The organism is Amycolatopsis sp. NPDC004378 (assembly GCF_053602455.1).
Window position 1 is genome coordinate 380947 of sequence record NZ_JBSGDR010000006.1, and the last position, 21002, is coordinate 401948.

General features: G+C 72.2%; 20 protein-coding genes and 2 pseudogenes. 14 read left to right on the forward strand and 8 right to left on the reverse strand.

All coding sequences use genetic code 11. From position 1 onward, the window contains the following. Positions 1 to 85 precede the first annotated feature (85 nt). Positions 86 to 874 (forward strand): SDR family NAD(P)-dependent oxidoreductase, encoded by a 789-nt coding sequence (locus ACWEN0_RS21655; RefSeq protein ID WP_451976099.1) that lies wholly within the window; start codon positions 86 to 88, stop codon positions 872 to 874. Here ACWEN0_RS21655 and ACWEN0_RS21660 read toward each other — a convergent pair. Beyond that, positions 801 to 1775, reverse strand: a complete 975-nt coding sequence (locus ACWEN0_RS21660; protein ID WP_451976102.1) for a LysR family transcriptional regulator — start codon at positions 1773 to 1775, stop codon at positions 801 to 803. The genes ACWEN0_RS21655 and ACWEN0_RS21660 overlap by 74 nt on opposite strands. A 117-nt stretch (positions 1776 to 1892) precedes the next feature. On the opposite strand from ACWEN0_RS21660, the gene ACWEN0_RS21665 reads away from it, so the two are divergent. Genes ACWEN0_RS21665 through ACWEN0_RS21675 form a run of 3 tightly spaced genes read left to right on the forward strand, consistent with a single transcriptional unit; the run spans position 1893 to position 3271 of the window. After that, the gene (locus ACWEN0_RS21665; RefSeq protein WP_451976105.1) at positions 1893 to 2600 is read left to right on the forward strand and encodes an SDR family NAD(P)-dependent oxidoreductase; all 708 of its coding nucleotides are present in this window, start codon (positions 1893 to 1895) and stop codon (positions 2598 to 2600) included. Between the two features lie 4 nt (positions 2601 to 2604). Next, positions 2605 to 2952 (forward strand): SgcJ/EcaC family oxidoreductase, encoded by a 348-nt coding sequence (locus tag ACWEN0_RS21670; RefSeq protein WP_451976108.1) that lies wholly within the window; start codon positions 2605 to 2607, stop codon positions 2950 to 2952. Positions 2953 to 2965: 13 nt separating this feature from the next. After that, complete coding sequence (locus ACWEN0_RS21675; protein ID WP_451976111.1) at positions 2966 to 3271, forward strand: muconolactone Delta-isomerase family protein; 306 nt, start codon at positions 2966 to 2968, stop codon at positions 3269 to 3271. A 218-nt stretch (positions 3272 to 3489) separates the two neighbouring features. Here the strand turns inward: ACWEN0_RS21675 and ACWEN0_RS21680 are convergent, their stop codons facing one another. Next, complete coding sequence (locus ACWEN0_RS21680; protein WP_451976114.1) at positions 3490 to 4020, reverse strand: MarR family winged helix-turn-helix transcriptional regulator; 531 nt, start codon at positions 4018 to 4020, stop codon at positions 3490 to 3492. A gap of 165 nt (positions 4021 to 4185) precedes the next feature. Between ACWEN0_RS21680 and ACWEN0_RS21685 the strand changes: the two genes are divergently transcribed. Next, on the forward strand, positions 4186 to 6198 hold the full coding sequence (locus tag ACWEN0_RS21685; RefSeq protein ID WP_451976117.1) for a phosphocholine-specific phospholipase C: 2013 nt from the start codon (positions 4186 to 4188) through the stop codon (positions 6196 to 6198). Here the strand turns inward: ACWEN0_RS21685 and ACWEN0_RS21690 are convergent. Beyond that, positions 6188 to 6318 (reverse strand): annotated as a pseudogene (locus ACWEN0_RS21690) (AraC family transcriptional regulator); the annotation flags it as partial. The gene ACWEN0_RS21685 and the pseudogene ACWEN0_RS21690 overlap by 11 nt on opposite strands. A 451-nt stretch (positions 6319 to 6769) precedes the next feature. Continuing rightward, positions 6770 to 8287, reverse strand: a complete 1518-nt coding sequence (locus ACWEN0_RS21695; RefSeq protein ID WP_451976120.1) for a DUF2235 domain-containing protein — start codon at positions 8285 to 8287, stop codon at positions 6770 to 6772. 141 nt (positions 8288 to 8428) lie between these two features. On the opposite strand from ACWEN0_RS21695, the gene ACWEN0_RS21700 reads away from it, so the two are divergent. The 8 genes from ACWEN0_RS21700 to ACWEN0_RS21735 all read left to right on the forward strand — a co-directional run bounded on the left by ACWEN0_RS21700 (position 8429) and on the right by ACWEN0_RS21735 (position 16127). Continuing rightward, positions 8429 to 9391, forward strand: a complete 963-nt coding sequence (locus ACWEN0_RS21700) for a threonine ammonia-lyase (protein WP_451976122.1) — start codon at positions 8429 to 8431, stop codon at positions 9389 to 9391. Positions 9392 to 9477: 86 nt separating this feature from the next. After that, on the forward strand, positions 9478 to 10113 hold the full coding sequence (locus ACWEN0_RS21705) for a helix-turn-helix domain-containing protein (RefSeq protein ID WP_451976124.1): 636 nt from the start codon (positions 9478 to 9480) through the stop codon (positions 10111 to 10113). A 37-nt stretch (positions 10114 to 10150) separates the two neighbouring features. Beyond that, positions 10151 to 11299, forward strand: a complete 1149-nt coding sequence (locus ACWEN0_RS21710; protein ID WP_451976127.1) for an NAD(P)/FAD-dependent oxidoreductase — start codon at positions 10151 to 10153, stop codon at positions 11297 to 11299. After that, complete coding sequence (locus ACWEN0_RS21715; protein ID WP_451976130.1) at positions 11296 to 11589, forward strand: (2Fe-2S)-binding protein; 294 nt, start codon at positions 11296 to 11298, stop codon at positions 11587 to 11589. The genes ACWEN0_RS21710 and ACWEN0_RS21715 overlap by 4 nt, the downstream gene beginning before the upstream one ends. Next, positions 11586 to 12911: an FAD/NAD(P)-dependent oxidoreductase gene (locus ACWEN0_RS21720; RefSeq protein WP_451976133.1), complete on the forward strand. Its 1326-nt coding sequence runs from the start codon at positions 11586 to 11588 to the stop codon at positions 12909 to 12911. The genes ACWEN0_RS21715 and ACWEN0_RS21720 overlap by 4 nt, the downstream gene beginning before the upstream one ends. After that, positions 12898 to 13809: a dihydrodipicolinate synthase family protein gene (locus ACWEN0_RS21725; RefSeq protein WP_451976136.1), complete on the forward strand. Its 912-nt coding sequence runs from the start codon at positions 12898 to 12900 to the stop codon at positions 13807 to 13809. The genes ACWEN0_RS21720 and ACWEN0_RS21725 overlap by 14 nt, the downstream gene beginning before the upstream one ends. Next, the gene (locus ACWEN0_RS21730; RefSeq protein ID WP_451976139.1) at positions 13810 to 14811 is read left to right on the forward strand and encodes a proline racemase family protein; all 1002 of its coding nucleotides are present in this window, start codon (positions 13810 to 13812) and stop codon (positions 14809 to 14811) included. A gap of 311 nt (positions 14812 to 15122) precedes the next feature. Further along, positions 15123 to 16127 (forward strand): ABC transporter substrate-binding protein, encoded by a 1005-nt coding sequence (locus ACWEN0_RS21735; RefSeq protein ID WP_451976142.1) that lies wholly within the window; start codon positions 15123 to 15125, stop codon positions 16125 to 16127. On the opposite strand, the gene ACWEN0_RS21740 is transcribed toward ACWEN0_RS21735, so the two are convergent. Together ACWEN0_RS21740 and ACWEN0_RS21745 are read right to left on the reverse strand one after the other, a co-directional pair. After that, complete coding sequence (locus ACWEN0_RS21740; protein WP_451976145.1) at positions 16117 to 16473, reverse strand: darcynin family protein; 357 nt, start codon at positions 16471 to 16473, stop codon at positions 16117 to 16119. The genes ACWEN0_RS21735 and ACWEN0_RS21740 overlap by 11 nt on opposite strands. Positions 16474 to 16484: 11 nt before the next feature. Continuing rightward, entirely contained in the window at positions 16485 to 17375 is an 891-nt protein-coding gene (locus ACWEN0_RS21745; RefSeq protein ID WP_451976148.1) for an SDR family oxidoreductase, read from the reverse strand. A 202-nt stretch (positions 17376 to 17577) separates the two neighbouring features. Here ACWEN0_RS21745 and ACWEN0_RS21750 point away from each other — a divergent pair, with 202 nt between their 5' ends. Then, positions 17578 to 19365, forward strand: a complete 1788-nt coding sequence (locus ACWEN0_RS21750) for a hypothetical protein (protein ID WP_451976150.1) — start codon at positions 17578 to 17580, stop codon at positions 19363 to 19365. 15 nt (positions 19366 to 19380) lie between these two features. Here the strand turns inward: ACWEN0_RS21750 and ACWEN0_RS21755 are convergent, their stop codons facing one another. Together ACWEN0_RS21755 and ACWEN0_RS21760 are read right to left on the reverse strand one after the other, a co-directional pair. After that, positions 19381 to 20760, reverse strand: a complete 1380-nt coding sequence (locus tag ACWEN0_RS21755; protein ID WP_451976153.1) for a family 2B encapsulin nanocompartment shell protein — start codon at positions 20758 to 20760, stop codon at positions 19381 to 19383. A 5-nt stretch (positions 20761 to 20765) separates the two neighbouring features. Next, a pseudogene (locus tag ACWEN0_RS21760) lies at positions 20766 to 21002 on the reverse strand (Crp/Fnr family transcriptional regulator); the annotation flags it as partial.

A 21002-nucleotide genomic window follows, 5' to 3' on the forward strand; every position in this document is an offset into this window, starting at 1 on the left:
CGGCAGCCTAGCCATCACGAACACGCATGGGAAGCATGCGAAACCATCGCTGGTGCTCATGCCTCGACGGGCTCAGCATGGAAGCATGATTTGGTTCATCACAGGATCTTCGAAGGGTTTCGGCCGCCAGTGGACCGAAGCCGCCCTCGACCGCGGAGACCGGGTGGCCGCGACCGCGCGCACCCCCGCGCGGCTCGACGACCTCGTCGAGAAGCACGGCGACGCGATCCTCCCGCTCGAACTCGACGTCACCGACCGCGACGCCGCGTTCGCCGCGGTCCGGCGCGCCGCCGGCCACTTCGGCGGCCTGGACGTCGTCGTCAACAACGCCGGCTACGGGCACTTCGGGCGCGTCGAAGAACTCAGCGAAGAAGACGTCCGCGCGCAGCTGGAGACGAACTTCTTCGGCGCGCTGTGGGTGACCCAGGCGGCACTGCCGATCCTGCGCGCCCGGCGCCGCGGGCACATCGTCCAGGTCACCAGCGAAGGCGGCGTGGTCGCGTTCCCCGGCATCGGCGCCTACCACGCGTCGAAGTGGGCGCTGGAAGGGCTTTCCCAGTCCCTGGCACAGGAGGTCGCGGAGTTCGGCATCCACGTCACCAACCTGGAGCCGGGCCCGTACGCGACCGACTGGCTGAGCGTGGGCTCGCGCCGGAGCACCCCGAACCCGGACTACCCGGCCGCCGGCGAGGGCCACTGGGACGTCGGCGACCCGGCCGCGACGCGCGAAGCCGTCCTCGAGCTCGTCGACGCGCCCGAGCCGCCGCTGCGGATGTTCCTCGGCAAGTCCCTGGCGGCCGTCAGCGAGGAGTACCGGGACCGGCTGAAGACGTGGGAAGACTGGCAGGCCGTGGCGGTCCGGGCGTTCGGCTGAGCGCCGCGTGCGGGTCGTCGGCGGGCACCCACCCGGTGTCGAGGCCGAGCGAGCCGACGTCCCGGGTGAGCGCCGCGATCGTCGCGCGGACCGGCGCGCGGGTCTCGTCCCGCCGGGACACCAGGGACCACGTCCAGAACGGCGCCGGGCCGGTGATCGGCCGGCGCGCCAGGTCCGGCGGGACCGGAGCCGTCTGGCCCTTCGGGGAGTTGAGCACCGGGCGCCGCAGCCGCCGGACGTGGTCGAAGAACGCCGGCCCGGTGATCCCGCCGTCGTGCGTGCGGACAACCTGGGCGCCGGTGGTCTCGGCGAACTCCTCGGCGTAGCCGTTCCACGACGCCCAGCTCGCCGTGTCGGCGTCGATGAGCACGACGACGTCCGCCGCCCGCACCTCGGCCGTGCCGGTGCCGATCGCGTGCAGCCGGTCTGCGCCGAGCAGGCGGGCCTCGAGGTCGTGCTCGGCCAGGTCGGCGGCCCGCGTCCAGCAGATCGCGAGGTCGATGCTCTGGTCGGCGACCCGGCGCAGCTGGGCGTGCGAGGGCAGCACCCACGTGTCGACGTGCAGGTGCGCGACGCCCGCCACGCGGTCGGGCAGGTCGGCGGGGTGCCAGTTCACGTAGCCGAGCCGCACCGGCTCGCGGTCCGCGATCCCGGCGGCCGTGCGGCGCAGCTCGTCGGCCTGCTCCAGCAGCGCGCGGACCCGGGGGAGCAGCGCCTCGCCGCACTCGGTGAGCGTGACCGACCGGCGGTCGCGGTCGAAGAGCCGCACGCCGAGGTCGCGTTCGAGGGCCTTGATCTGCTGGGACAGCGAAGGCCCGGCGATGCGCAGCCGGTCCGCGGCGCGGCCGAAGTTCAGTTCGGTGGCGACCGCCACGAAGTACCGAAGCTGGCGTAGCTCCATACCGGGAGCTTAGTGCGGTGGGAGGCCGGGCCTCCCAGCTGAGAGCGAACCGGTCGTGGCGAAGCGGGTTCGCCCGGCACATCCTCGGCTCGGGAGGACCACTCACGAGGAGGATGCATGAACAGCCAGAAGGTCGCGGTCGTCACCGGCGCTTCGCAGGGCATCGGCGCGGCGCTGGTCGAGGCGTACCGGAAGCTCGGCTACGCCGTCGTCGCGAACTCGCGGTCCATCACGCCGTCCGGGGACGCCGGGATCGCGACGGTCGCGGGCGACATCGCCGACCCGGCCGTCGGGGCCCGCGTGATCGACGAGGCGCTGGCGAAGTTCGGCCGGGTCGACGCGCTGGTCAACAACGCCGGCGTGTTCGTCGCGAAGCCGTTCACCGAGTACACCGGCGCCGACTTCGACCTGGTGACCGGCGTGAACCTGCGCGGCTTCTTCGCGGTCACGCAGCGGGCGATCGCCGCGATGCTGGACGGCGGGGGCGGGCACGTCGTCAACGTGACGACCAGCCTGACCGACCACGCGAACAGCGCGGTGCCCTCGGCGCTGGCGTCGCTGACCAAGGGCGGTCTGAACGCGGTCACGAAGTCCCTGGCCATCGAATACGCGACGCGCGGGGTGCGCGTGAACGCCGTGTCGCCGGGCATCATCCGCACCCCGATGCACCCGGCGTCGACGCACGACGCCCTGGCGGGGCTGCACCCGGTCGGGCGGATGGGCGACCCGGGCGACATCGTCGACGCGGTCGTCTACCTGGAGGGCGCGCCGTTCGTCACGGGCGAAATCCTGCACGTCGACGGCGGCCAGAGCGCGGGACACTGACGTCATGGACATCCTCACCGAGGTGCTGGACGCCTGGAAGTCCGCGGTCGACGCGCACGACCCGAAGCGGGTCGCGGCGTCCTTCACCGAGGACGCGATCTTCCAGGGCCTGCACCCGTACAGCGTGGGCCGCGACGGCGTGGCGGCGTACTACGACGCCCAGCCGCTCGGCATGACAGCGGCTTACCGGATCGTGGAGACCCGCCATTTGGCCGAGGACGTCGTCCTCGGGTACGCCGCGGTCGACTTCTCGTTCCCCGACCGGCCGACGATCTCCGTGCACCTGAGCGTGCTCGTCCGGCGGACCGGGGAAGGCTGGCGCATCGCCCACTACCAGGTCTCCCGGCTCTGAAAGGAGCACGAGCATGGAGTTCCTCGTCGACATGGTGACGACGGTCCCGCCGGGCACCCCCGAGGAGACGGTCGCCGACACACGGCGCCGTGAGGCCGCGCGGAGCAAGGAACTCGCCGCGCAGGGCCACATCCTGCGGCTGTGGAAGCCGCCGGAAGCCCCGGGCGAGTGGCACACGATCGGCCTGTTCGCCGCCGCCGACGACGGCGAGCTGCGGGCGGTGCTGGAGTCGATGCCGCTGCACGCGTGGATGGCGGTCACGGTGACCCCGGTGAAGCCGCACCCGAGCGACCCCGGCGCCGGGCGGCCCCCGGCTTAGCCGATCCGGCTTGGCTGATCCGGTTCGCGGGTTTGCGCCGGGGCGAGCCGGGTAAACAAGGCGCGGCGGTGCCGCCCGCGTTCGAGCTCAGCCCGAGACCCCGGGCAGGCGGGCGGGCACCGCTGTCAGCACCGGGTGGCGTCGAAGATCCGATCAGGTAGCCGCGGGCATCGCCTGCGAAGCGGGCGCGGGACTGGGCCGGGACGTCGCGCGGGTCGTCATCGGTCCTCGAGGTGGCGGGCGAGGTGCTGCTGGTTCTCCACGAGCCGCAGGCAGAGGTGCCGCAGCTGGGCCGTCTCGGCGGCCGTGAAGCCGCGGAACAGGGCGGCCATCGCCAGCTGTGACGGCCGTCGGAACTCCTCCAGCCACCGGCGGCCGGCCGCCGTGATCCGGACCAGCACCGAGCGGCGGTCACGCGGGTCCGGGGCGCGTTCGGCGAGACCGGCGCGTTCCAAGGTGTCGACCAGGCCGGTCACGTTGCGGGAGCTGACCCCGGCCGACGTGGCCAGGTCCTTGACGTTCGCCTCGGCCGTGCCGATCCGGATCAGGACGTCGAGGGCGCCGGGGCTGAGCCCGCGGCTGTCGGTTCCGTGCGCGCGCAGCTGGTCCAGGCTCCGGGCGGCCGCGCGGACGGCCGCCGCCGCTTCGAGCACGCCGGTGTCCTCGCCGAGGGTGAACTCGGCCAGCGCGCCGCGGACGCCGGGGGAGTAGAGGTGGTCGTCGAGGTCACGAGCGAATACGTCGTTCATAGTGAAGTACTACATTAGTACGTGCTTCCGTAATTGTGTCAAGATCATGTCCGTCGAGAGGCGTTTACCAGGGTTTCGCCCGCCGTTAGCCTCGGGCCCGGCACAGGTTCTCGAAGGCCCGCACATACTGACCCGGCTCTCCACCACGACACCCCCGGAGTCTCCATGACGGACGTCAACAGACGGCGTTTCCTGCAGTTGGCCGGCGGCACCGCCGCCCTTTCCGCGCTTTCCACGAGCATCGCCCGCGCTGCCGAGATCCCGGCCAGCCGGCCGACCGGGACCCTGCGGGACGTCGAGCACATCGTGGTCCTGATGCAGGAGAACCGGTCGTTCGACCACTACTTCGGCACGCTGCGCGGCGTCCGCGGCTACGGCGACCCGCGCCCGGCGACGCTGGCGTCCGGCAAGTCCGTCTGGGCGCAGTCCGACGGCAAGCGCGACATCTACCCCTTCCGCCCCGATGCGGACAACCTGGGCCTGCAGTTCATCCAGGACCTGCCGCACGGCTGGAACGACACCCACGCGGCGTGGAACGGCGGCAAGTACGACAAGTGGGTGCCCGCCAAGGGCTCGACCACGATGGCGTACCTGACGCGCGAGGACATCCCGTTCCACTACGCGCTGGCCGACTCGTTCACCATCTGCGACGCCTACCACTGCTCGTTCATGGGCTCGACCGACCCGAACCGCTACTACATGTGGACGGGCTGGACCGGCAACGACGGCAAGGGCGGCGGCCCGGTCCTCGGCAACGACGAAAAGGGCTACTCCTGGACGACCTACCCGGAGCGGCTCGAGCAGTCCGGCGTGTCGTGGAAGATCTACCAGGACATCGGCGACGGCCTCGACGCCGCCGGCGGCTGGGGCTGGATCGACGACGCCTACCGCGGCAACTACGGCGACAACTCGTTGCTGTACTTCAACTCCTACCGCACCGCGAAGCCGGGCGACGCGCTGTATGAGAAGGCGCGCACCGGCACCAACGCGAAGGCCGGCGAAGGCTACTTCGACCAGCTTCGTGCCGACGTCAAGGCCGGGAAGCTGCCGCAGGTTTCGTGGATCACGGCGCCGGAGGCGTTCTGCGAGCACCCGAACTGGCCGGTGAACTACGGCGCCTGGTACATCGCGCAGGTGCTCGACGCGCTGACGGCGAACCCGGACGTGTGGAGCAAGACCGCGCTGTTCATCACCTACGACGAGAACGACGGCTTCTTCGATCACGTCGTCCCGCCGTACGCGTCCGCCGGGCAGTCCACTGTGGACACCACGGGTGAGATCTTCGCGGGCTCGGCGGCGAACCCGGCCGGGCCGTACGGGCTCGGCCAGCGCGTGCCGATGCTCGTCGTGTCGCCGTGGAGCAAGGGCGGCTACGTCTGCTCGGAGACGTTCGACCACACCTCGATCATCCGGTTCATCGAACGCCGCTTCGGCGTGCACGAGCCGAACATCACGGCGTGGCGGCGGTCGGTGTGCGGTGACCTGACCTCGGCGTTCGACTTCGGGCGCACCGACGCCCGCGTCCCCGCGCTGCCGGACACCGCCGGCTACGAGCCGCCGGACCGCGAACGGCACCCCGACTACGTGCCCGCCGTCCCGGCGAAGAACGTGCTGCCCAAGCAGGAACGCGGGCTGCGGCCGGCGCGGGCGCTGCCCTACGACCTGGCGGCGGACGCGCAGCTGGCCGGCGGCACCCTCACGGTGACGTTCGCCAACCACGGCCGCGCCGGCGCGACGTTCTACGTCGTGACGCCTTCGGGCGAACCGCGGACGTACACGGCGGGGGCGGGCAAGTCGCTGCCGGCCGCGCTGCCCGCGGCCGGGGCCTACGACTACACCGCCTACGGGCCCAACGGGTTCGTGCGGCAGTTCCGGGCCGGCGGCGCCGGGCCGGAGGTGAGCGCGCGCCAGGAAGGCGGGGACCTCGCGCTGGTCCTGACCAACACCGGCACCACCACGGTGCGGCTGACGGTGGCGGACGCCTACGGCCGCTGCTCGACCACGCGCCAGCTGCGCCCGGGCGCGCGGGTCGTCGAGCACGTGGACACCCGGCGCAGCAACAACTGGTACGACGTCTCGATCACCTCCGACCGCGACCCGAAGTTCCTGCGCCGCCTGGCGGGGCACCTGGAGACCGGCCGCCCGAGCACGAGCGACCCGGCCATCCTCACGAAGTGACGTCCGGCGCGCCGCGGCGCCAGTCCGACGGGCCGGCGCCGCGGACGCGTTTGAACGCCACGCTGAACGCGAACGGGTCGGGTCTGCGTACCCGACCGCCCTGGCCACCGCGGCGGAGGTGGGCGCGCGGCGGCTCGCTGCTGCACGCGGCCGAGGAGGCCGTGCGGGAATCCGGTGCCGGCTGGACGATCGCGAGGGCGTCCTGGCCCTGCCGACCGGGGCCGGCGGCGCGCCGTTCGTCGACGCCGGCGACCTCGCCGACGTTGCGGTGGCAGCGCTGACCGGCGACCGGCATTCCGGCGAGGTCCACGACCTGACCGGCCCGCGGGTGGTCGGGTTCGGCGAAGCGGCCGGGCTGATCGCGCGGGAGATCGAGTACGCCGACGTCGACCCCGAGGCGTTCATCGGACGCCAAACCGCTTACGGCGTCCCCGAAACCGTGGCCCGGCTGCTCACCGGCCTGCTGACGAGCCTGCGCGAAGGTCGTGGTGGCGTTCGTGGCCGCGACCGCCTGGACGTGACCGGCTTGCCGCGACCGCCGTGGCGTGCCGCTCGACGACGACGTGCCGCCTCAGGAGAGCCGGCGGACCGTCAGCCGCAGCGAGCCGCGGTTCCCCGCGTAGCCGAGCCAGCTGTCGTTGGCGTACGCGTAGAAGTAGCCCCGCTTCTCGTTGCTCCACTTCGTCCGCCGGCCGCCGATCAGGAACGGGTCGTAGGACTGCTGGACGTCCTCTGCGTCCAGCTTCTGCGCGGCCACCGAGCCGATCAGCGCCATCCAGCGCTCGCCTTCGCAGCGGCGGCCGCCGAACGAACGCGCCCGGCGGTCGTCGCCGAGCTTGGCGAGCTGGGTCTGGAACCAGGACGACGTCGTCGCGATCGCGTGCAGCACGTCCTGGAAGTCCAGGCCCGGGTCGGCTTCCGTGCCGTCCGGGTGGTGCGCGACCTTCCCGTCCAGCCAGGTGCCTTCCGCACCGAACTCGTAGTCACCGGGTTCGAGGTAGAGGCCCGTCCAGTTCCACGGCCGTCCCGCGTAGACGTCGACCGTCGCCGACTCGCCGACCGCGAGCAGCCGACCGTCCCGGTACGGGCCCGTGGTGATCGGCGGCGCCGCCTGGCGGTCCACAGCGGACGGTGCGACGTCGGGGGAACCGGCCGTGAGGAACGGGATCGCCCGCGGCGCCGGGCACAGCACGGTGTAGATGCTGTGCAGCGAGTTGTGCAGCACGTCCTGCGGGTCCGGCGCGATCTGCTTGTACATCGCGTCGTCGAACGTCAGGTCCGTCACCGCGCGGCACTCGTCGATCATCCACTGCAGGGCGCCGTCGGAAAGGCCGGTGTGGTCGTGGCCGCCGCCGACGTCGCAGTGGTCGCCGGGGAACCAGACCTGCTTGGCGGTGCGGCCCTCGCCCACCTCGGCCAGGTTCGACCACAGCGTCGGCATGAACGGGCCGCGCATCTCGTCGAGCGCGAGCGCCTGCCGGGCGTGCTTGACGTGGTCGCCGAGCTTGGTGTCGTGGAACCGGGGGAGGTGCCCGGTGTGGTCTTCCAGGAGCTTCAGCGGGCCGAGCCAGTCCGGGATGCCGAGGGAACCGACGGTGTCCCAGACACCGAGGAACTCGATCGGGACCGGCTCGGCGGCTTCGGTGACCTCTGCGCGGTAGCCGTCGGCGAACAGCTCGTCCACGCGGGCCCAGAACTCGGTCGACCCGGCGTCCACCAGCTCGGCGGGCAGGCCGCACCGCCGGATCATGCCGCACAGGCTGCGGACGGTGAACGCGCCGCGGCTGAAGCCGAAGAGGTAGATGGCGTCGCCGGGCCGGTAGGTGCGGGCGAGCCAGCCGTACGCGCTCTTGACGTTGTCCGAAAGTCCTTTGCCGACCAATCCGCCCTGGAGGCGGTTCAGCAGCCCCGAGCCGGTGCCGACGCCGGGGTGGTAGTACCGCGGCTGGTCGGCGCGGTCGGCCACGGTGTGGTGGATCCGCGCGACGTTCGTCGGGGCCGGCTGGCCCTGTTGCAGCTGGTCCGGCGTGTTCCACGTGCCGTCGCAGCAGACGACGAGGTGGCGCCGGCCGGCGTCCGGGTCGGTCATCCGATCACCTTTCGGTCCACAGGGGATGCCTGGGAGTCGCGTCGATCTCGGCGGTGGTTACAACCCCGAGGTTAGTAGGAGGCACCGGGCCGCCGCCGGGATACGGCGTGCCGTGGCGCGCTGCGGCTAGGCTGCGAAGCCGTGCCGGAAACGCGCCTCGACCTCACCCGGATCCGCGCGGCCCGCCGGGTGATCGATCCCGTCTTCCTCGACAGCCCGCTCTACCGCTGTGAACCGTTGGAACGCGCCCTGGGGTGCCGGGTGAGCATCAAGCTCGAAACGGCGAACCCGGTCCGCAGCTTCAAGGGCCGCGGCACCGAGCTCGTCGTGCACGGTCTCGCCGAGCGCGGCGAGAGCGCCGCGGTGTGCGCGAGCGCGGGCAACCTCGGCCAGGCGCTCGCCCTGTCCGGCCGGCGGCACGGGCTGGACGTCACGGTCGTGGCGTCGCGGTTCGCGCCGGCGGCGAAGCTCGAGCGCATCCGCGCGCTGGGCGCGCACCTGGAGCTGGTGGACGGCGACTTCGAGCTGGCCCGCTCCCGCGCGGTCGCTCTCGCGCGGGAGCGGGGCGTCCGGCTGGTCGAAGACAGTTTGGACGTCGAGACGTGCGAAGGCGCGGCGACGATCGGCCTGGAGCTGGCGGACGCGGGCCCGTTCGACGCGGTGCTGGTCGCGCTGGGCGGCGGCGCGCTGGCGACCGGCGTCGGCTACGTCCTGAAGACCTGCGCCCCGGCGACCGAGGTGATCGCCGTCCAGCCCGAGCGCGCGCCGGCGATGGCCCGGTCGTGGCGGGAGCGGCGGGTCGTCACGACGGACTCGGCCGACACGATCGCCGACGGTGTGGCCGGCCGGTTCCCCATCCCGGAGGTGCTCGACGACCTCCTGGTGGTGGCCGACGACGCGGTGGTCGTCCGGGAGGAGTCGATCATCGCCGGGATGCGGCTGTTCCTGGAGCACGCGGGCCTGGTGGTGGAGCCGTCGGCGGCGCTGGGCCTGGCGGCGGTGCTGGAGGACCGCGCCCGCTTCGCCGGCCGGCACGTGGTCAGCATCGTCTGCGGCAGCAACGTGGACCTGCCGGGCTACTACCGCTGGCTGGGCCTGTCGTGAGTCGCGGCAGGCTGCTCATCGGCGGGCGGGTCGGCGTGGCATCATGAGCCTGGCCCGATCGGCAAGCCGAACGGAGGCGGGGCTGGATGGACGCTTTACCGAACGGCGAGACCGCAGACGGCGGCCCGTCGATCCGGGACATGCTGGCCGTCAACCTGCGGGCCGCGCGGTCGGCGCGTGAGCTGTCGCTGTCCGAGCTCTCGCGGCGCTCCGGCATCGGCAAGGCGACGCTCTCCCAGCTCGAAGCGGGCACCGGCAACCCGACCATCGAGACCGTCTTCAGCCTGTCGCGCGCCCTCGAGGTCGCGATCTCCGACCTGCTCGACCACCGGCCGCGCGGCGGGCTGACCGTCGTGCGGGGCGCCGACGTCGAGGTGCTCCGCGGCGAGGGTGTCGACCTGCGGCCGTTGCGCCGGATCGAGGCCGAGAGCAGCGTCTTCGAGGTCTACGACCAGGTCGTCCGCGGGGACGCGCCGCAGCGGTCGCAGGGGCACGTCGGCGTCGAGCACACCGTCGTGCAGACCGGCGGGCTGCGCGTCGGGGTCGGCGGGCGGACCGTCGACCTCGGGCCCGGGGACTACGTCGCCTTCGACGCCCGCGAGCCGCACAGCTACACCGCGCTCGCCGCTCCCGTGCACTCCGTGCTGCTCCTGCAGTACCGCGCGGACGAGCGGCTCGACGGCCGGCCGCACCCGTTGACACCCGCGCCCCGCGAGACTTAACCTCCGATCGTTCGCTTTACCGAACGCAGGAGGGTCGATGAACCGAACGCGGGTGGTGGTGATCGGGGCCGGCGTCGTCGGGGCGGCGTGCGCCCGGGAGCTGAGCCTCGCCGGGTTCGACGTCCTGGTCCTCGACCGCGGCCGGCCCGCCGGGGGCACCACCTCGCACGGCGAAGGCAACCTCCTCGTCTCGGACAAGGGACCCGGCGCGGAGCTGCGGCTGGCGCAGCTGTCGGCCCGGCTGTGGCCGGAAATCGCGGCGGACCTCGATCCGCGGGCGACGGAGTACGACCCCAAGGGCGGCATCGTCGTCGCCACCACCGAAGCGGGAGCCGAGGCGCTCACCGCGTTCGCCGCGCAGCAGGCCGAAGCCGGCGTGCGCACCGAGTCGCTGTCCACAGTGGACTTGGCCGCCGCCGAACCCGCGCTGACGCGCGCAGTCACGGCCGCCGTCCACTACCCGGAGGACGCCCAGGTCCAGCCGGCCGGCGCGACGTCGGCCCTGCTGGGTTCGGCCCTCGAACAGGGTGCGCGGCTGCGCACCGACACCGAGGTGATCGGCGCGGCCGTCCGGACCGGCCGGATCACCGGGGTCCGCGTGCCCGGCGAGGTCATCGACGCCGACGTCGTCGTCAACGCCGCCGGTCCGTGGGCCGGCGAGGTCTCGGCACGCCTCGGCGCACCGGTCGCCGTGCGCCCCCGCCGCGGCGAAGTCCTGGTGACCACGCCGATGCCGGGGGTGGTGCGGCACAAGGTGTACGACGCCGATTACGTCGGCGCGGTCGAATCCGGCGACCGCGAGCTGCAGACGTCGGCGGTCGTCGAGGCGACCCGGGGCGGCACGGTCCTGATCGGCTCGTCCCGCCGCCGCGTGGGCTTCGACGACGCGATCCTGCCCGGCGTGCTGAGTGCCATCGCGGCCAAGGCGCTGCGGCTGTTCCCGTCCCTGGCGGACGCCGCGGTGATGCGGGCCTACGGCGGGTTCCGGCCCTATGTGGACGATCACCTGCCCGTCCTCGGGGAGGATCCGCGGCTCGGAAACCTCTGGCACGCAACGGGACACGAAGGCGCCGGGATCGGGTTGAGTGTCGGCACGGCGAGGCTCCTGCGCGAGCTGCTGACCGGGGCAGCGCCGTCGATGCCGGTCGGCGAGTTCACTGTGGACCGTCCGGCGGTGCTCGCGTGAGCGCGCGCCGGGACCCGGTGGGCCGCACCGACACGCCGATCCGGATCACCGTGGACGGCGAACCCGTGCCGGGCATCGCCGGCCAGACCGTCGCGGGTGTCCTCCTCGCCGCGGGACGGCTGTCCTGGCGCACCACGCGATCCGGCGCGCCGCGCGGGGTCTTCTGCGGCATCGGCGCCTGCTTCGACTGCCTGCTGACCGTGAACGGCGTGCCGGACGTCCGCGCCTGCCGCCGTCGCGCCGCCGACGGCGACGACGTCCGGACCCAGTCCCGGCAGGAGCCCGCATGAGCCACGTCGTGGTCGTCGGCGCGGGGCCCGCGGGGCTCGCCGCGGCGGAGCACGCGCTGCGGGCCGGGGCCGAGGTCACCGTCCTGGACCAGGCCGACGCGCCGGGCGGGCAGTACCACCGGACGCTGCCCGCCGTCCGGCACCCGCAGCACGGCCGGCCGGCCTTCGAGCGCCGGGTGCTCGACCGGTGCACGTGGTGGCCGGAGACCACGGTCTGGGCCCTGGAAGGCAACCGGCTGCACGTCCTGCGCGGCCCGGCCGACGGCACCGGGCGGCAGCGTCACACCGTCGAGCCCGACGCGCTCGTGCTCGCCACCGGTGCCCACGACCGCGTCCTGCCCTTCCCCGGCTGGCAACTGCCCGGCGTCTTCACCGCGGGCGCCGCGCAGGCGCTGGCGAAGGGGGAGCGGGTGGCCGTCGGCCGCCGGGTGCTCGTCGCCGGCGCCGGGCCGTTCCTGCTGCCCGTGGCCGAATCCCTCCTGACCGTCGGTGCGGAAGTGGTGGGCGTCCTGGAGGCGAACCCGCCCGCGACCGTCCTCAAAGGATGGTCGTGGCGCGCGGCCGCGCACGCGGGCAAGGCCGCGGAACTCGCCCGCTACGCCGCGACCCTCGCGCGGCACCGCGTCCCGGTCCAGCTCGGCCGCGCGGTCGTCGAAGCCCGCGGGGACGACCGGGTCCGCGAGGTCGTCACCGCCCGCCTCCGCGCGGACTGGACGGTCGTGCCGGGCACCGAACGGACCTACGAGGTCGACGCCGTGTGCGTCGGGCACGGCTTCGTGCCGCAGCCCGAACTGGCCGTCGCCGCGGGCTGCGTGCTGGACGGCGGCTTCGTCCGCGTCGACGGCGACCAGCGCACCAGCGTGCCCGGGGTGTTCGCCGCCGGGGAGATCACCGGCATCGGCGGTGCGGCCCTCGCGGCCGCGGAAGGTGCCGTCGCCGGGACGGCCGCGGCGGGCGGCACCCCCGGCCGTGCCCTGCGGCGCGAGCGTGACCACGCCCGCTCCTTCGCGCGCCGGCTGGCCGCCGCGCACCCCATCGGCGCGGGCTGGCCCGGCTGGCTGCGCGACGACACGGTCGTCTGCCGCTGCGAGGAAACCACCTACGGCGCCCTGACCCGCGCCGCGCGCGACGCGACGAACCCGGGGCCGCACGCGCTCAAGCTCGGGACCCGCGCCGGGCTCGGCCCCTGCCAGGGCCGGATGTGCGGGCCCGCCGTCGCCGAACTGTGCGGGGGCGCCGAGCGCCACCACCGTCCGATCGCCCAGCCGATCCGCCTGGGCGAGCTCGCCGACCCGAAGGAGCCCAGCCGTGAACACCCGTGACCTCGGCGGCGTGGTCGTCGCCGCCGCTTTGCCCTACCGGGCCGACGATGCCGCCCCGGCCGGGCTGGCCGTCGACTACGACGCCTACGCCGAGCACTGCCGCTGGCTGGTCGCCAACGGCTGCCGCGGCGTCGGCCCGAACGGCTCCCTCGGCGAGTACTCCTCGCTCACCGGCGAGGAACGCCGCCGCGTCGCCTGCACCGCGATCGAAGCGGTCGGCAGCGACGGGATCGTCGTCGTCGGCGTGCACGGCCCGGGCGCGCACCAGGCCCGGTACTGGGCCGAGGCGGCGGCCGAGGACGGCGCGCACGGCGTGCTCTGCCTGCCGCCGACGCTCTACCGCGCCAACCGCGGCGAGGTGCTCGCGCACTTCGAAGCCGTCGCCTCGGCCGGGCTGCCGGTGATGGTCTACAACAACCCCTTCGACACCAAGGTCGACCTCACGCCCGACCTGCTGGCCGAGATCGCGCAGATCGACAACGTCGTGGCCGTCAAGGAGTTCTCCGGCGACGTCCGGCGCGTGCTGGAGATCCGCGAGCGCGCGCCGGAACTGGCCGTGATCAGCGGCGCCGACGACGTCGTCCTGGAAAGCCTGCTGATGGGCGCGACCGGCTGGTTCGCCGGGTTCCCCAACGTGTTCCCGGCCGAGTCGGCGCGGCTCTACGAGCTGGCCACCGCGGGCAAGCTCGACGAAGCCCGTGCGCTGTACGAGCCGTTGGTCGCCGCCTTCCGCTGGGACTCGCGCACCGAGTTCGTCCAGGCCATCAAGCTCGGGATGGACATGGTGGGCCGGTACGGCGGCCCGTGCCGGCCGCCGCGGGGCCCGCTCTCGGACGTCCAGCGCGAGCAGGTCCGCGCCGACATGGGCCGCGCACTGGCGGCGCTGGGGGTGGCGTGAGTGCGGTCCTCACGGGCGATCACGGCGGTCGATTCGCACACCGAGGGCATGCCCACGCGGGTCGTGACCGGCGGCGTCGGGACGATCCCCGGCGCGACGACGGCCGAGCGCCGCCGCTACTTCATGGCGCACCTGGACCACATCCGGCAGTTCCTGATGCACGAGCCGCGCGGGCACTCCGCGATGAGCGGCGCCATCCTGCAGCCACCCTGCCGCGACGACGCCGACTGGGGCGTCGTGTACATCGAGGTGTCCGGCTGCCTGCCGATGTGCGGCCACGGCACCATCGGCGTCGCCACGGTGCTGGTCGAGACCGGGATGGTCGAGGTGACCGAGCCGACGACCGTGGTGCGCCTGGACACCCCGGCCGGGCTGGTGCACGCCGAGGTGACGGTCCGCGACGGCCGCGCGGAACGGGTCAAGCTCCGCAACGTGGCGTCGTTCCTCGCCGAGCGCGACGCCGTGGTGGAGGTCCCCGGCCTGGGCGAGGTCCGCTACGACCTGGCCTACGGCGGCAACTTCTACGCCATTCTCGAACTGTCCCAAGTGGACATCCCGTTCGAGCGGGCGGAGCGCGACCGGATCCTGGGCGCGGGGCTGGCGATCATGGGCGCGATCAACGAGCAGCGTCCGCCCGAGCACCCGGCCGACCCGCTGATCGGTGGCTGCAAGCACGTCCAGTTCCTCGCCCCGGGCTCGGACGCGCGGGCGTCGCGCAACGCCATGGCCATCCACCCGGGCTGGTTCGACCGCTCGCCGTGCGGCACCGGCACGTCCGCCCGGATGGCACAGCTGCACGCGCGCGGCGAGCTGCCGCTGCACACGCCGTTCGAGAACAGCTCGTTCATCGGCACGACGTTCACCGGCGAACTCGTCGGCGAGACCGAGGTGGGCGGTGTGCCGGCGGTGATCCCCGAGTTCTCGGGCCGGGCGTGGATCACCGGCACGGCCACCTACCTGCTCGACCCCGACGACCCCTTCCCGGCGGGCTTCGTCCTCTAGCAGCGGAAAACGCCATCGATCCGCGATTCGATCGTCGAATCGATGGCGGTTCCCGTTCCGTGCGGAGATTCGTAGATCTTCTTTTGCCGGTGACCACGTTTGTGGTCAGATCAACTATTCTCGAGGGCACCGGCGGCAATTGCTTTGATTAACCTCGATCTGTATTCAAGATGAACGGAAGGTTTCATCGGGTTCATCTCATTGTCAGCCGAAGTCGAAGTGCTTACAGTGACCTGCATCACTCCCGGGAATGAGTCACGTACTTCCCAGGGATTCGGTACCTCCGTAGCACTTTCTTCGAGGAGCAGGCTTTGCTGGACACCGTCAAGAGCACTCGCCGTGCCGCGCTCGGGCTGGCCCTCGCCGCGGCCCTGGCCGCCGCCACCGGTTGTGGCGCGCTCGGCCTGGCCGACCCGGGCGCCGCGGCGAGCGCGGCCGGCCTGGAGAGGTCGTACCTGAAGGTCTCGATCCTCCCGACCACGGACCTCGGGCCGTTCTGGCTGGCCCAGACCGAGGGCTACTTCAAGGCCGAGGGCCTCGAGGTCGAGTCGGTGATCGCCCCGAGCGGCCAGGCGTCGTTGATGAAAGCGATCTCCGGCGAGGCCGATATCGCGTTCTCGACCTACCCGCCGTTCTTCATCGCGAAGAACAGCGGTGCGGCCGACATGCAGCTGGTCGCCGACGCGACCTCGGTCAACGCCAAGACCAACGCGATCGTCACCGTGCCGAATTCGCCGGTCAAAACGGTCTACGACCTGGCCGGGAGCCGGATCGCGATCACGGCCAAGAACACCGCTTCGGATCTGCTGACCCGTTCGGTGATGCAGGACCACGGCGTGGACTTCGGCAAGGTGAAATGGATCCTGATCCCGCTGCCCGACATCGCGGAAGCGCTGCGGCAGGGCCAGGTCGACGCCGCGTACCTGCCGGAGCCCTACATCACCCAGGCCGCGAAGACCGCGGGCGCGATCCCGGTGGTCGACATCAACTCCGGCGCCAGCCAGGACTTCCCCCTGACCGGGTACGGCGCGACGAAGCGGTGGGTGCGCGAGAACCCGAAGACCCTGGCCGCCTTCCAGCGCGCCATGCAGAAAGCCACCCACGAAGCCACGAACGACCGGTCCAAGGTCGAGCCCCTGCTGGTCCGCTTCGCCAAGATCGACGAGGACACCGCGAAGCTGCTCACGCTCCCGAGCTACCGCACGACCCTCGACTCGAGGCGCATGCAGCGCGTCCCGGACCTGCTGCTGCAGCTGGGCGCGATCAACGGCCCGATCGACGCGGCTTCGATGATCGGACCCCAGGTCAGGTCGTGATCGTCGCGACCGCCGGCACGCCGTAGTTCTTCGCGTACCCGTTCTCCACCCCCACGAGGATCTCGACGATCTCGAAGTACCGGTCCCAGAACGGGGTTTCGCGCAGGGCCTCGATCACCAGGTGGTACGCCTGGTGATCGACGGCTTCCCAGACCCAGACGTCGGTGACGCGCGCCGAGTAGAACTCGGTGTCGAAGAACCGCGACCGGACGCCTTCGGCCTTCTCCCGCACCACGGGCAGGACCTCGGTTTCGAAGGCGTGCACCCGCTGCTCGACCGTGAGGCCGAGCCACTCCGGGGTCGTCTTCACGAGCATGAACGCCGTCACGTTCGCTTCGAAGGACATGGTCTTTCCTTTCAGGAGTAGGCGCCGGCGGCGATGTCTTCGACCAGGGTCGGCCCGGACGGTGCCCAGCCGAGCAGTTCGCGGGTGAGCGCGCTCGACGCGGTCATGTCCAGCGCGAAGAACCGGCCGACGAACCCGAAGTGCCCGGCGGCCGCTTCCGGCGCCACCGACGTCACGGGCAGCGCGAGTGCCTGCCCGACGGCCTCCGCGATTTCGCGCGTCGTAACGGTTTCCTCGGCGACGGCGTGCAGCCGCGAGCCGGCCGGCGCGGCTTCGAGGCCGAGCCGGACGAGCCGGGCGGCGGCCGGGCGGTGCACCGCGGACCAGGCGGCGGAACCGTCGCCGACGTACGCGGACACGCCGTGGCGGCGGGCCGCCGCCGTGACCGCCGCGAGGAAGCCGGGGTCGCCGGTGCCGTGGACCGACGGCGCGAAGCGGACGCTCATCGCGCGGACGCCCTTGCCCGCGTATTCGAGCGCCAGGTTTTCGCTTCCCCCGCGCGGCGAATCCGGGCCGACCGCGGGGGAGACGTCGGTCTCGACCGCGGGCCGGCCCTGTACCAGGCCCGAAAGCGCGGCGGCGACGACGAGGGCCTGGTCGGTGCCGGCGAGCGCGTCGGCGAGCGTCTCGACGGCGGCCCGTTCGGCCCGGTTGCTCTCGGCGGGGTTGGCCCAGTCGTGCTTGTTGGCCAGGTGGACGACGGCGTGGGCGTCGAGCGCGCCGTCGCGCAGGCCGGCCAGGTCGTCGAGGTCGCCGCGGCGGACCCGGGCCCCCTTCTTGCCGAGTGCCAGCGCGGCGCTGTCCGAGCGGGCGAGGCCGGTGACCTCGTGCCCGGCGCCGAGCAGCTCGTCGACGACGGCCGAGCCGATCCACCCGGTCGCTCCGGTGACGAACACGTGCATGCTGCTTGCTCCTTCTTCGGGGATCTCTTGACGAGTTCGAAGTTAGGAGCAGCGGCGGTGTCCATGCCACGCAACTTCGGCAACGCACAGTTGCACCAGATGCAAGCCTGATCGGACGGCAATGCCGAAAGCTGCGCACGCGAGTCGGTGACCAGGCATTTCCGTGACCGTGGGAGACTGCGCCGATGAGCGGAAGACCGACGTGAACGCGCCCGGAACCGTGGTCGAGACCGAAGACCTCCGCGGACGTTCCGGGCGCGAACGGCCGGCGTGGCTGCGGATTTCGCTGTGGATCGCCGGCATCCTGATCTTCTGCGCGGCGCTGGAAGCCCGGATCGGCCGGTTCGGGTTCGCGCCGACCGACCAGGGGTTCATCCTGGCCCAGAGCTGGCGGATCCTGCAGGGCGAGATCCCGCACGTGGACGTCGTCTCGGTGCGCCCGCTGGGCTCCGCGATCCTGCACACGATCGACTTCGCGCTGCCGGCCCCGCTGTTCGTCGCGTCCGGCTTCCTGGCCACGGTCGAACTCGCCGTCGCCACCGTCGCGCTCGCCGCGTTCCTGCTGTCGGCGGCCCCGACGAGCTGGGGGCCGTGGCGGATCGCTCTGGTCGTCGCGGCCGGGCTGGCCAACCTGCACAGCTACCCCGCGATGGCCTGGCACACGATCGACGGCATCTTCTTCGTCTCGGTCGGGCTGTGGCAGCTCGAGCGCGGCTTCCGCACGGGCTCGTCCCGGTCCCGCCGTCTCGGCCTGCTGTGCCTCGGCTGCGCGGTGGTGATCAAGCAGAGCTACGCGGCGGCGGTACCGATCGGCCTGCTGCTGCTCTTCGCCCACCCCGCGTCGACGGCCCGCTCCGCCCGCCGGTGGCGCGGCACGCTCGCCGACCTCGTCGTCCTCGGCGCCGCCCCGCTGGCCTACTTCGGCTTCGTCACGCTCAAGGGCGGCTTGCCGGCGGCGCTCGACCAGCTCACCGGAGGACGCCAGACGTGGGGCGAGAACCTCTATGAGTTCTGGACCTCGCCGGGGCCGTTCGCGGCGCCCGACATCCGGCTCGTCATCGGGCTCGCCGTGGTGACCGCCGCGTTGGTGGCCGTCACGGCCCGCGCCACCGGCCGGCTCCGGTGGGTCCGGCTCGCCGCGGCGGTGGCGACCGGCGCGCTGATGCTGTGGTCGGTGTACCGCGGTGGGTTCGAGCGCTCGGCGCCGTGGTCGCTGATGGTGCTCTGGGTGTTCCTCGTCGTGACGGTCATGCACGCGGTCGTCCGGCGGCGCCTGCCGTGGCGGCAGCTGCTCGTGGTCGCGCTGGCCTGGATGGCGTCGTTGTCGTGGGGCTCGCCGTACCCCACGCTGATCGCCGGGTCGATGGCGTTGGGCGTGCTGGACATGCTGGCCGGAGCCGTCGCCGACGTCGTGCCGAAACGGACCCCGCCGGTGGTGGCCTCCCTCGCCGGTGTCCTCGTCGTCGTCCTCGTGGGGACCCAGGTCGTCGCGGCCCACGACCGCGCGCCGTACTCGGACCGTTCCCAGGGCGATCTGACCGCCGATCTCGGCGATGTCGCGGCCCCGATGCGGTGGACGCGGACCAACCCGAGCGTTCACACCTATGTCGGGCAGCTCCGCGACTGCCTCGCCCGGTTCCCCGCCGCGAACGTGACGATCCTCCCGGACGACGCGTTCGCCTACCCGGTCTTCAAGCTGCACAACCCGTTCCCGGTGGACTGGCCGATCCCCGACGAGATGGTCGGCGACGCCCGGCAGCGAACCCTGGACACCGCCCGCCGGCTCGACCGCACCGGCGACTACCTGGTGCTGTTCCAGGCGTTCGGCAGCGACCGGCTCACCCGGGGCGAACCCGTCTACCCGAGCGTGCCGCCCGAAATCGGCACGGTCGGCCACTCCGACATCGAGCAGCTGATCCGCGAGTCCTTGACGGGTCGCAAGATCAGCTGCGGCAGCCTCGCCGGAGTCTGGGCACCCGCCCCGCGCTGACGGCCCTTGGCCGTGTCAAAAGCCCGTTTCGACGTCGTCGAGGACGCCGAGGGCGTCGGGGACGAGGACGGCGGCGGAGTGGTAGGCGGTGACGAGGTAGGAGGTGATGGCCTGGTCGTTGATGTGCATGAAGCGGACGTTGAGTCCGGGTCGGTATTGATCCGGGAGTTCCTTCGGCCGTAAGCCGATCACGCCCGCATCGTCCTCACCCACGCGCATGGCGAGGATGGCGGTGGTGCCGGTGTCGGTGATGGGGATTTTGTCGCTGGGCAGGATGGGGACACCCCGCCACGCGGTCACGGTCTTGCCGTCGACGAGTGTGGTGTCGGGGTAGATGCGGCGGGCGGTGCATTCGCGGCCGAAGGCGGCGATGGCACGGGGGTGGGCGAGGAAGAACTTCGTTTTGCGGCGCCGGGCCAGCAGGTCGTCCATGTCCAAGGGGGTGGGTGGGCCGGTGCGGGTGGTGAGGCGCTGTTTGAGGTCGGTGTTGTGCAGGAGCCCGAAGTCGGTGTTGTTGAGCAGTTCGTGTTCTTGGCGTTCCCGTAACGCTTCGACGGTGAGGCGGAGTTGCTGGTCGAGTTGGTTGTGGGGCTGGTTGTAGAGGTCGGTGACGCGGTTGTGGACGCGCAGGATGGTTTGGGCGACGGCGAGTTCGTATTCCCGCGGTGCCGGGTCGTAGTCGACGTAGGTGCCGGTGAGGGCCGGTTCGCCGTCGTGGCCGGCGGAGAGGTCGATGCTGGCTTCGCCCTTGGGGTTCTGCGGTTTCTTCGGTCGCCGGATCGCTTCGGCGATGTGGGTGCGCAGGGATTCGGTTCGGCCGTTGAGCCGGGCGTAGGCGGCGGCGGTGAGGGTGAGGGTGGTGACGCGGGTGGCGGCCCGGGCGGTGAAGGCCCAGGTGGCGGTGTCGTCGTGGGTGAGGAGTTCGGCGCCGAGGTGGTCGCCGTCGGTGGCGGTGCTCAGGGTGGTGTCGTCGCCGTAGGGGCCGCGGCGGTGCCGGGTGACTTTGCCGTGGGCGATGACGATCAGGGTGTCGAGGGAGGTGCCTTCTTCGGTGAGGGTGGCGCCGGGTTCGTATTCGCGTTGTTCGAAGGCTCCGGCGAGGGCGGCGAGGGCGGGTTGGTCGGTGAAGTCGTGGAGGAGGTGGAGTTCGGTGAGTTCGGCGGGGACGAGGTGGAGGCGGGTGCCGGTGGTGTAGCTGGTGAGTTTGCCGTCGCCGAGGGTGTAGGTGAGGCGGCGGTTGACGCGGTAGGACCCGGCCGTCAGTTCGGCCCAGGGGAGTTGGGTGAGCAGCCAGCGGGGGGTGATGCTCCGCATCTGCGGCGGGGTTGTGGTGGTGGTGGTCAGGGTCCGTGCGGCGCGGGTGCTGAGGGTGTGCTGGTGGTCGGTGATGGTCACCGGGGTCAGCTTTCCCGGCCGAGTTCGGCGTTTTCCAGTATTGCGAGGGCGTCGGGGACGAGGACGGCGGCGGAGTAGTAGGCGGAGACGAGGTAGGAGATGATGGCTTGGTCGGAGATGCCCATGTACCGGACGTTGAGGCCGGGCTGGTATTCGTCGGGTAGGCCGGTTTGGTGGAGTCCGATGACGCCTTGGGTGTGTTCGCCGGTGCGCATGAGCAGGATGCTGCTGGTGGCGGTGTC

Excerpts from the sequence above, each read along its gene's own strand:
- ACWEN0_RS21655 (WP_451976099.1), top strand. The coding sequence starts at position 86 with ATGATTTGGTTCATCACAGGATCTTCGAAGGGTTTCGGCCGCCAGTGG.
- ACWEN0_RS21660 (WP_451976102.1), bottom strand. The coding sequence starts at position 1,775 with ATGGAGCTACGCCAGCTTCGGTACTTCGTGGCGGTCGCCACCGAACTG.
- ACWEN0_RS21665 (WP_451976105.1), top strand. The coding sequence starts at position 1,893 with ATGAACAGCCAGAAGGTCGCGGTCGTCACCGGCGCTTCGCAGGGCATC.
- ACWEN0_RS21670 (WP_451976108.1), top strand. The coding sequence starts at position 2,605 with ATGGACATCCTCACCGAGGTGCTGGACGCCTGGAAGTCCGCGGTCGAC.
- ACWEN0_RS21675 (WP_451976111.1), top strand. The coding sequence starts at position 2,966 with ATGGAGTTCCTCGTCGACATGGTGACGACGGTCCCGCCGGGCACCCCC.
- ACWEN0_RS21680 (WP_451976114.1), bottom strand. The coding sequence starts at position 4,020 with ATGAACGACGTATTCGCTCGTGACCTCGACGACCACCTCTACTCCCCC.
- ACWEN0_RS21685 (WP_451976117.1), top strand. The coding sequence starts at position 4,186 with ATGACGGACGTCAACAGACGGCGTTTCCTGCAGTTGGCCGGCGGCACC.
- ACWEN0_RS21695 (WP_451976120.1), bottom strand. The coding sequence starts at position 8,287 with ATGACCGACCCGGACGCCGGCCGGCGCCACCTCGTCGTCTGCTGCGAC.
- ACWEN0_RS21705 (WP_451976124.1), top strand. The coding sequence starts at position 9,478 with ATGGACGCTTTACCGAACGGCGAGACCGCAGACGGCGGCCCGTCGATC.
- ACWEN0_RS21710 (WP_451976127.1), top strand. The coding sequence starts at position 10,151 with ATGAACCGAACGCGGGTGGTGGTGATCGGGGCCGGCGTCGTCGGGGCG.
- ACWEN0_RS21720 (WP_451976133.1), top strand. The coding sequence starts at position 11,586 with ATGAGCCACGTCGTGGTCGTCGGCGCGGGGCCCGCGGGGCTCGCCGCG.
- ACWEN0_RS21740 (WP_451976145.1), bottom strand. The coding sequence starts at position 16,473 with ATGTCCTTCGAAGCGAACGTGACGGCGTTCATGCTCGTGAAGACGACC.
- ACWEN0_RS21745 (WP_451976148.1), bottom strand. The coding sequence starts at position 17,375 with ATGCACGTGTTCGTCACCGGAGCGACCGGGTGGATCGGCTCGGCCGTC.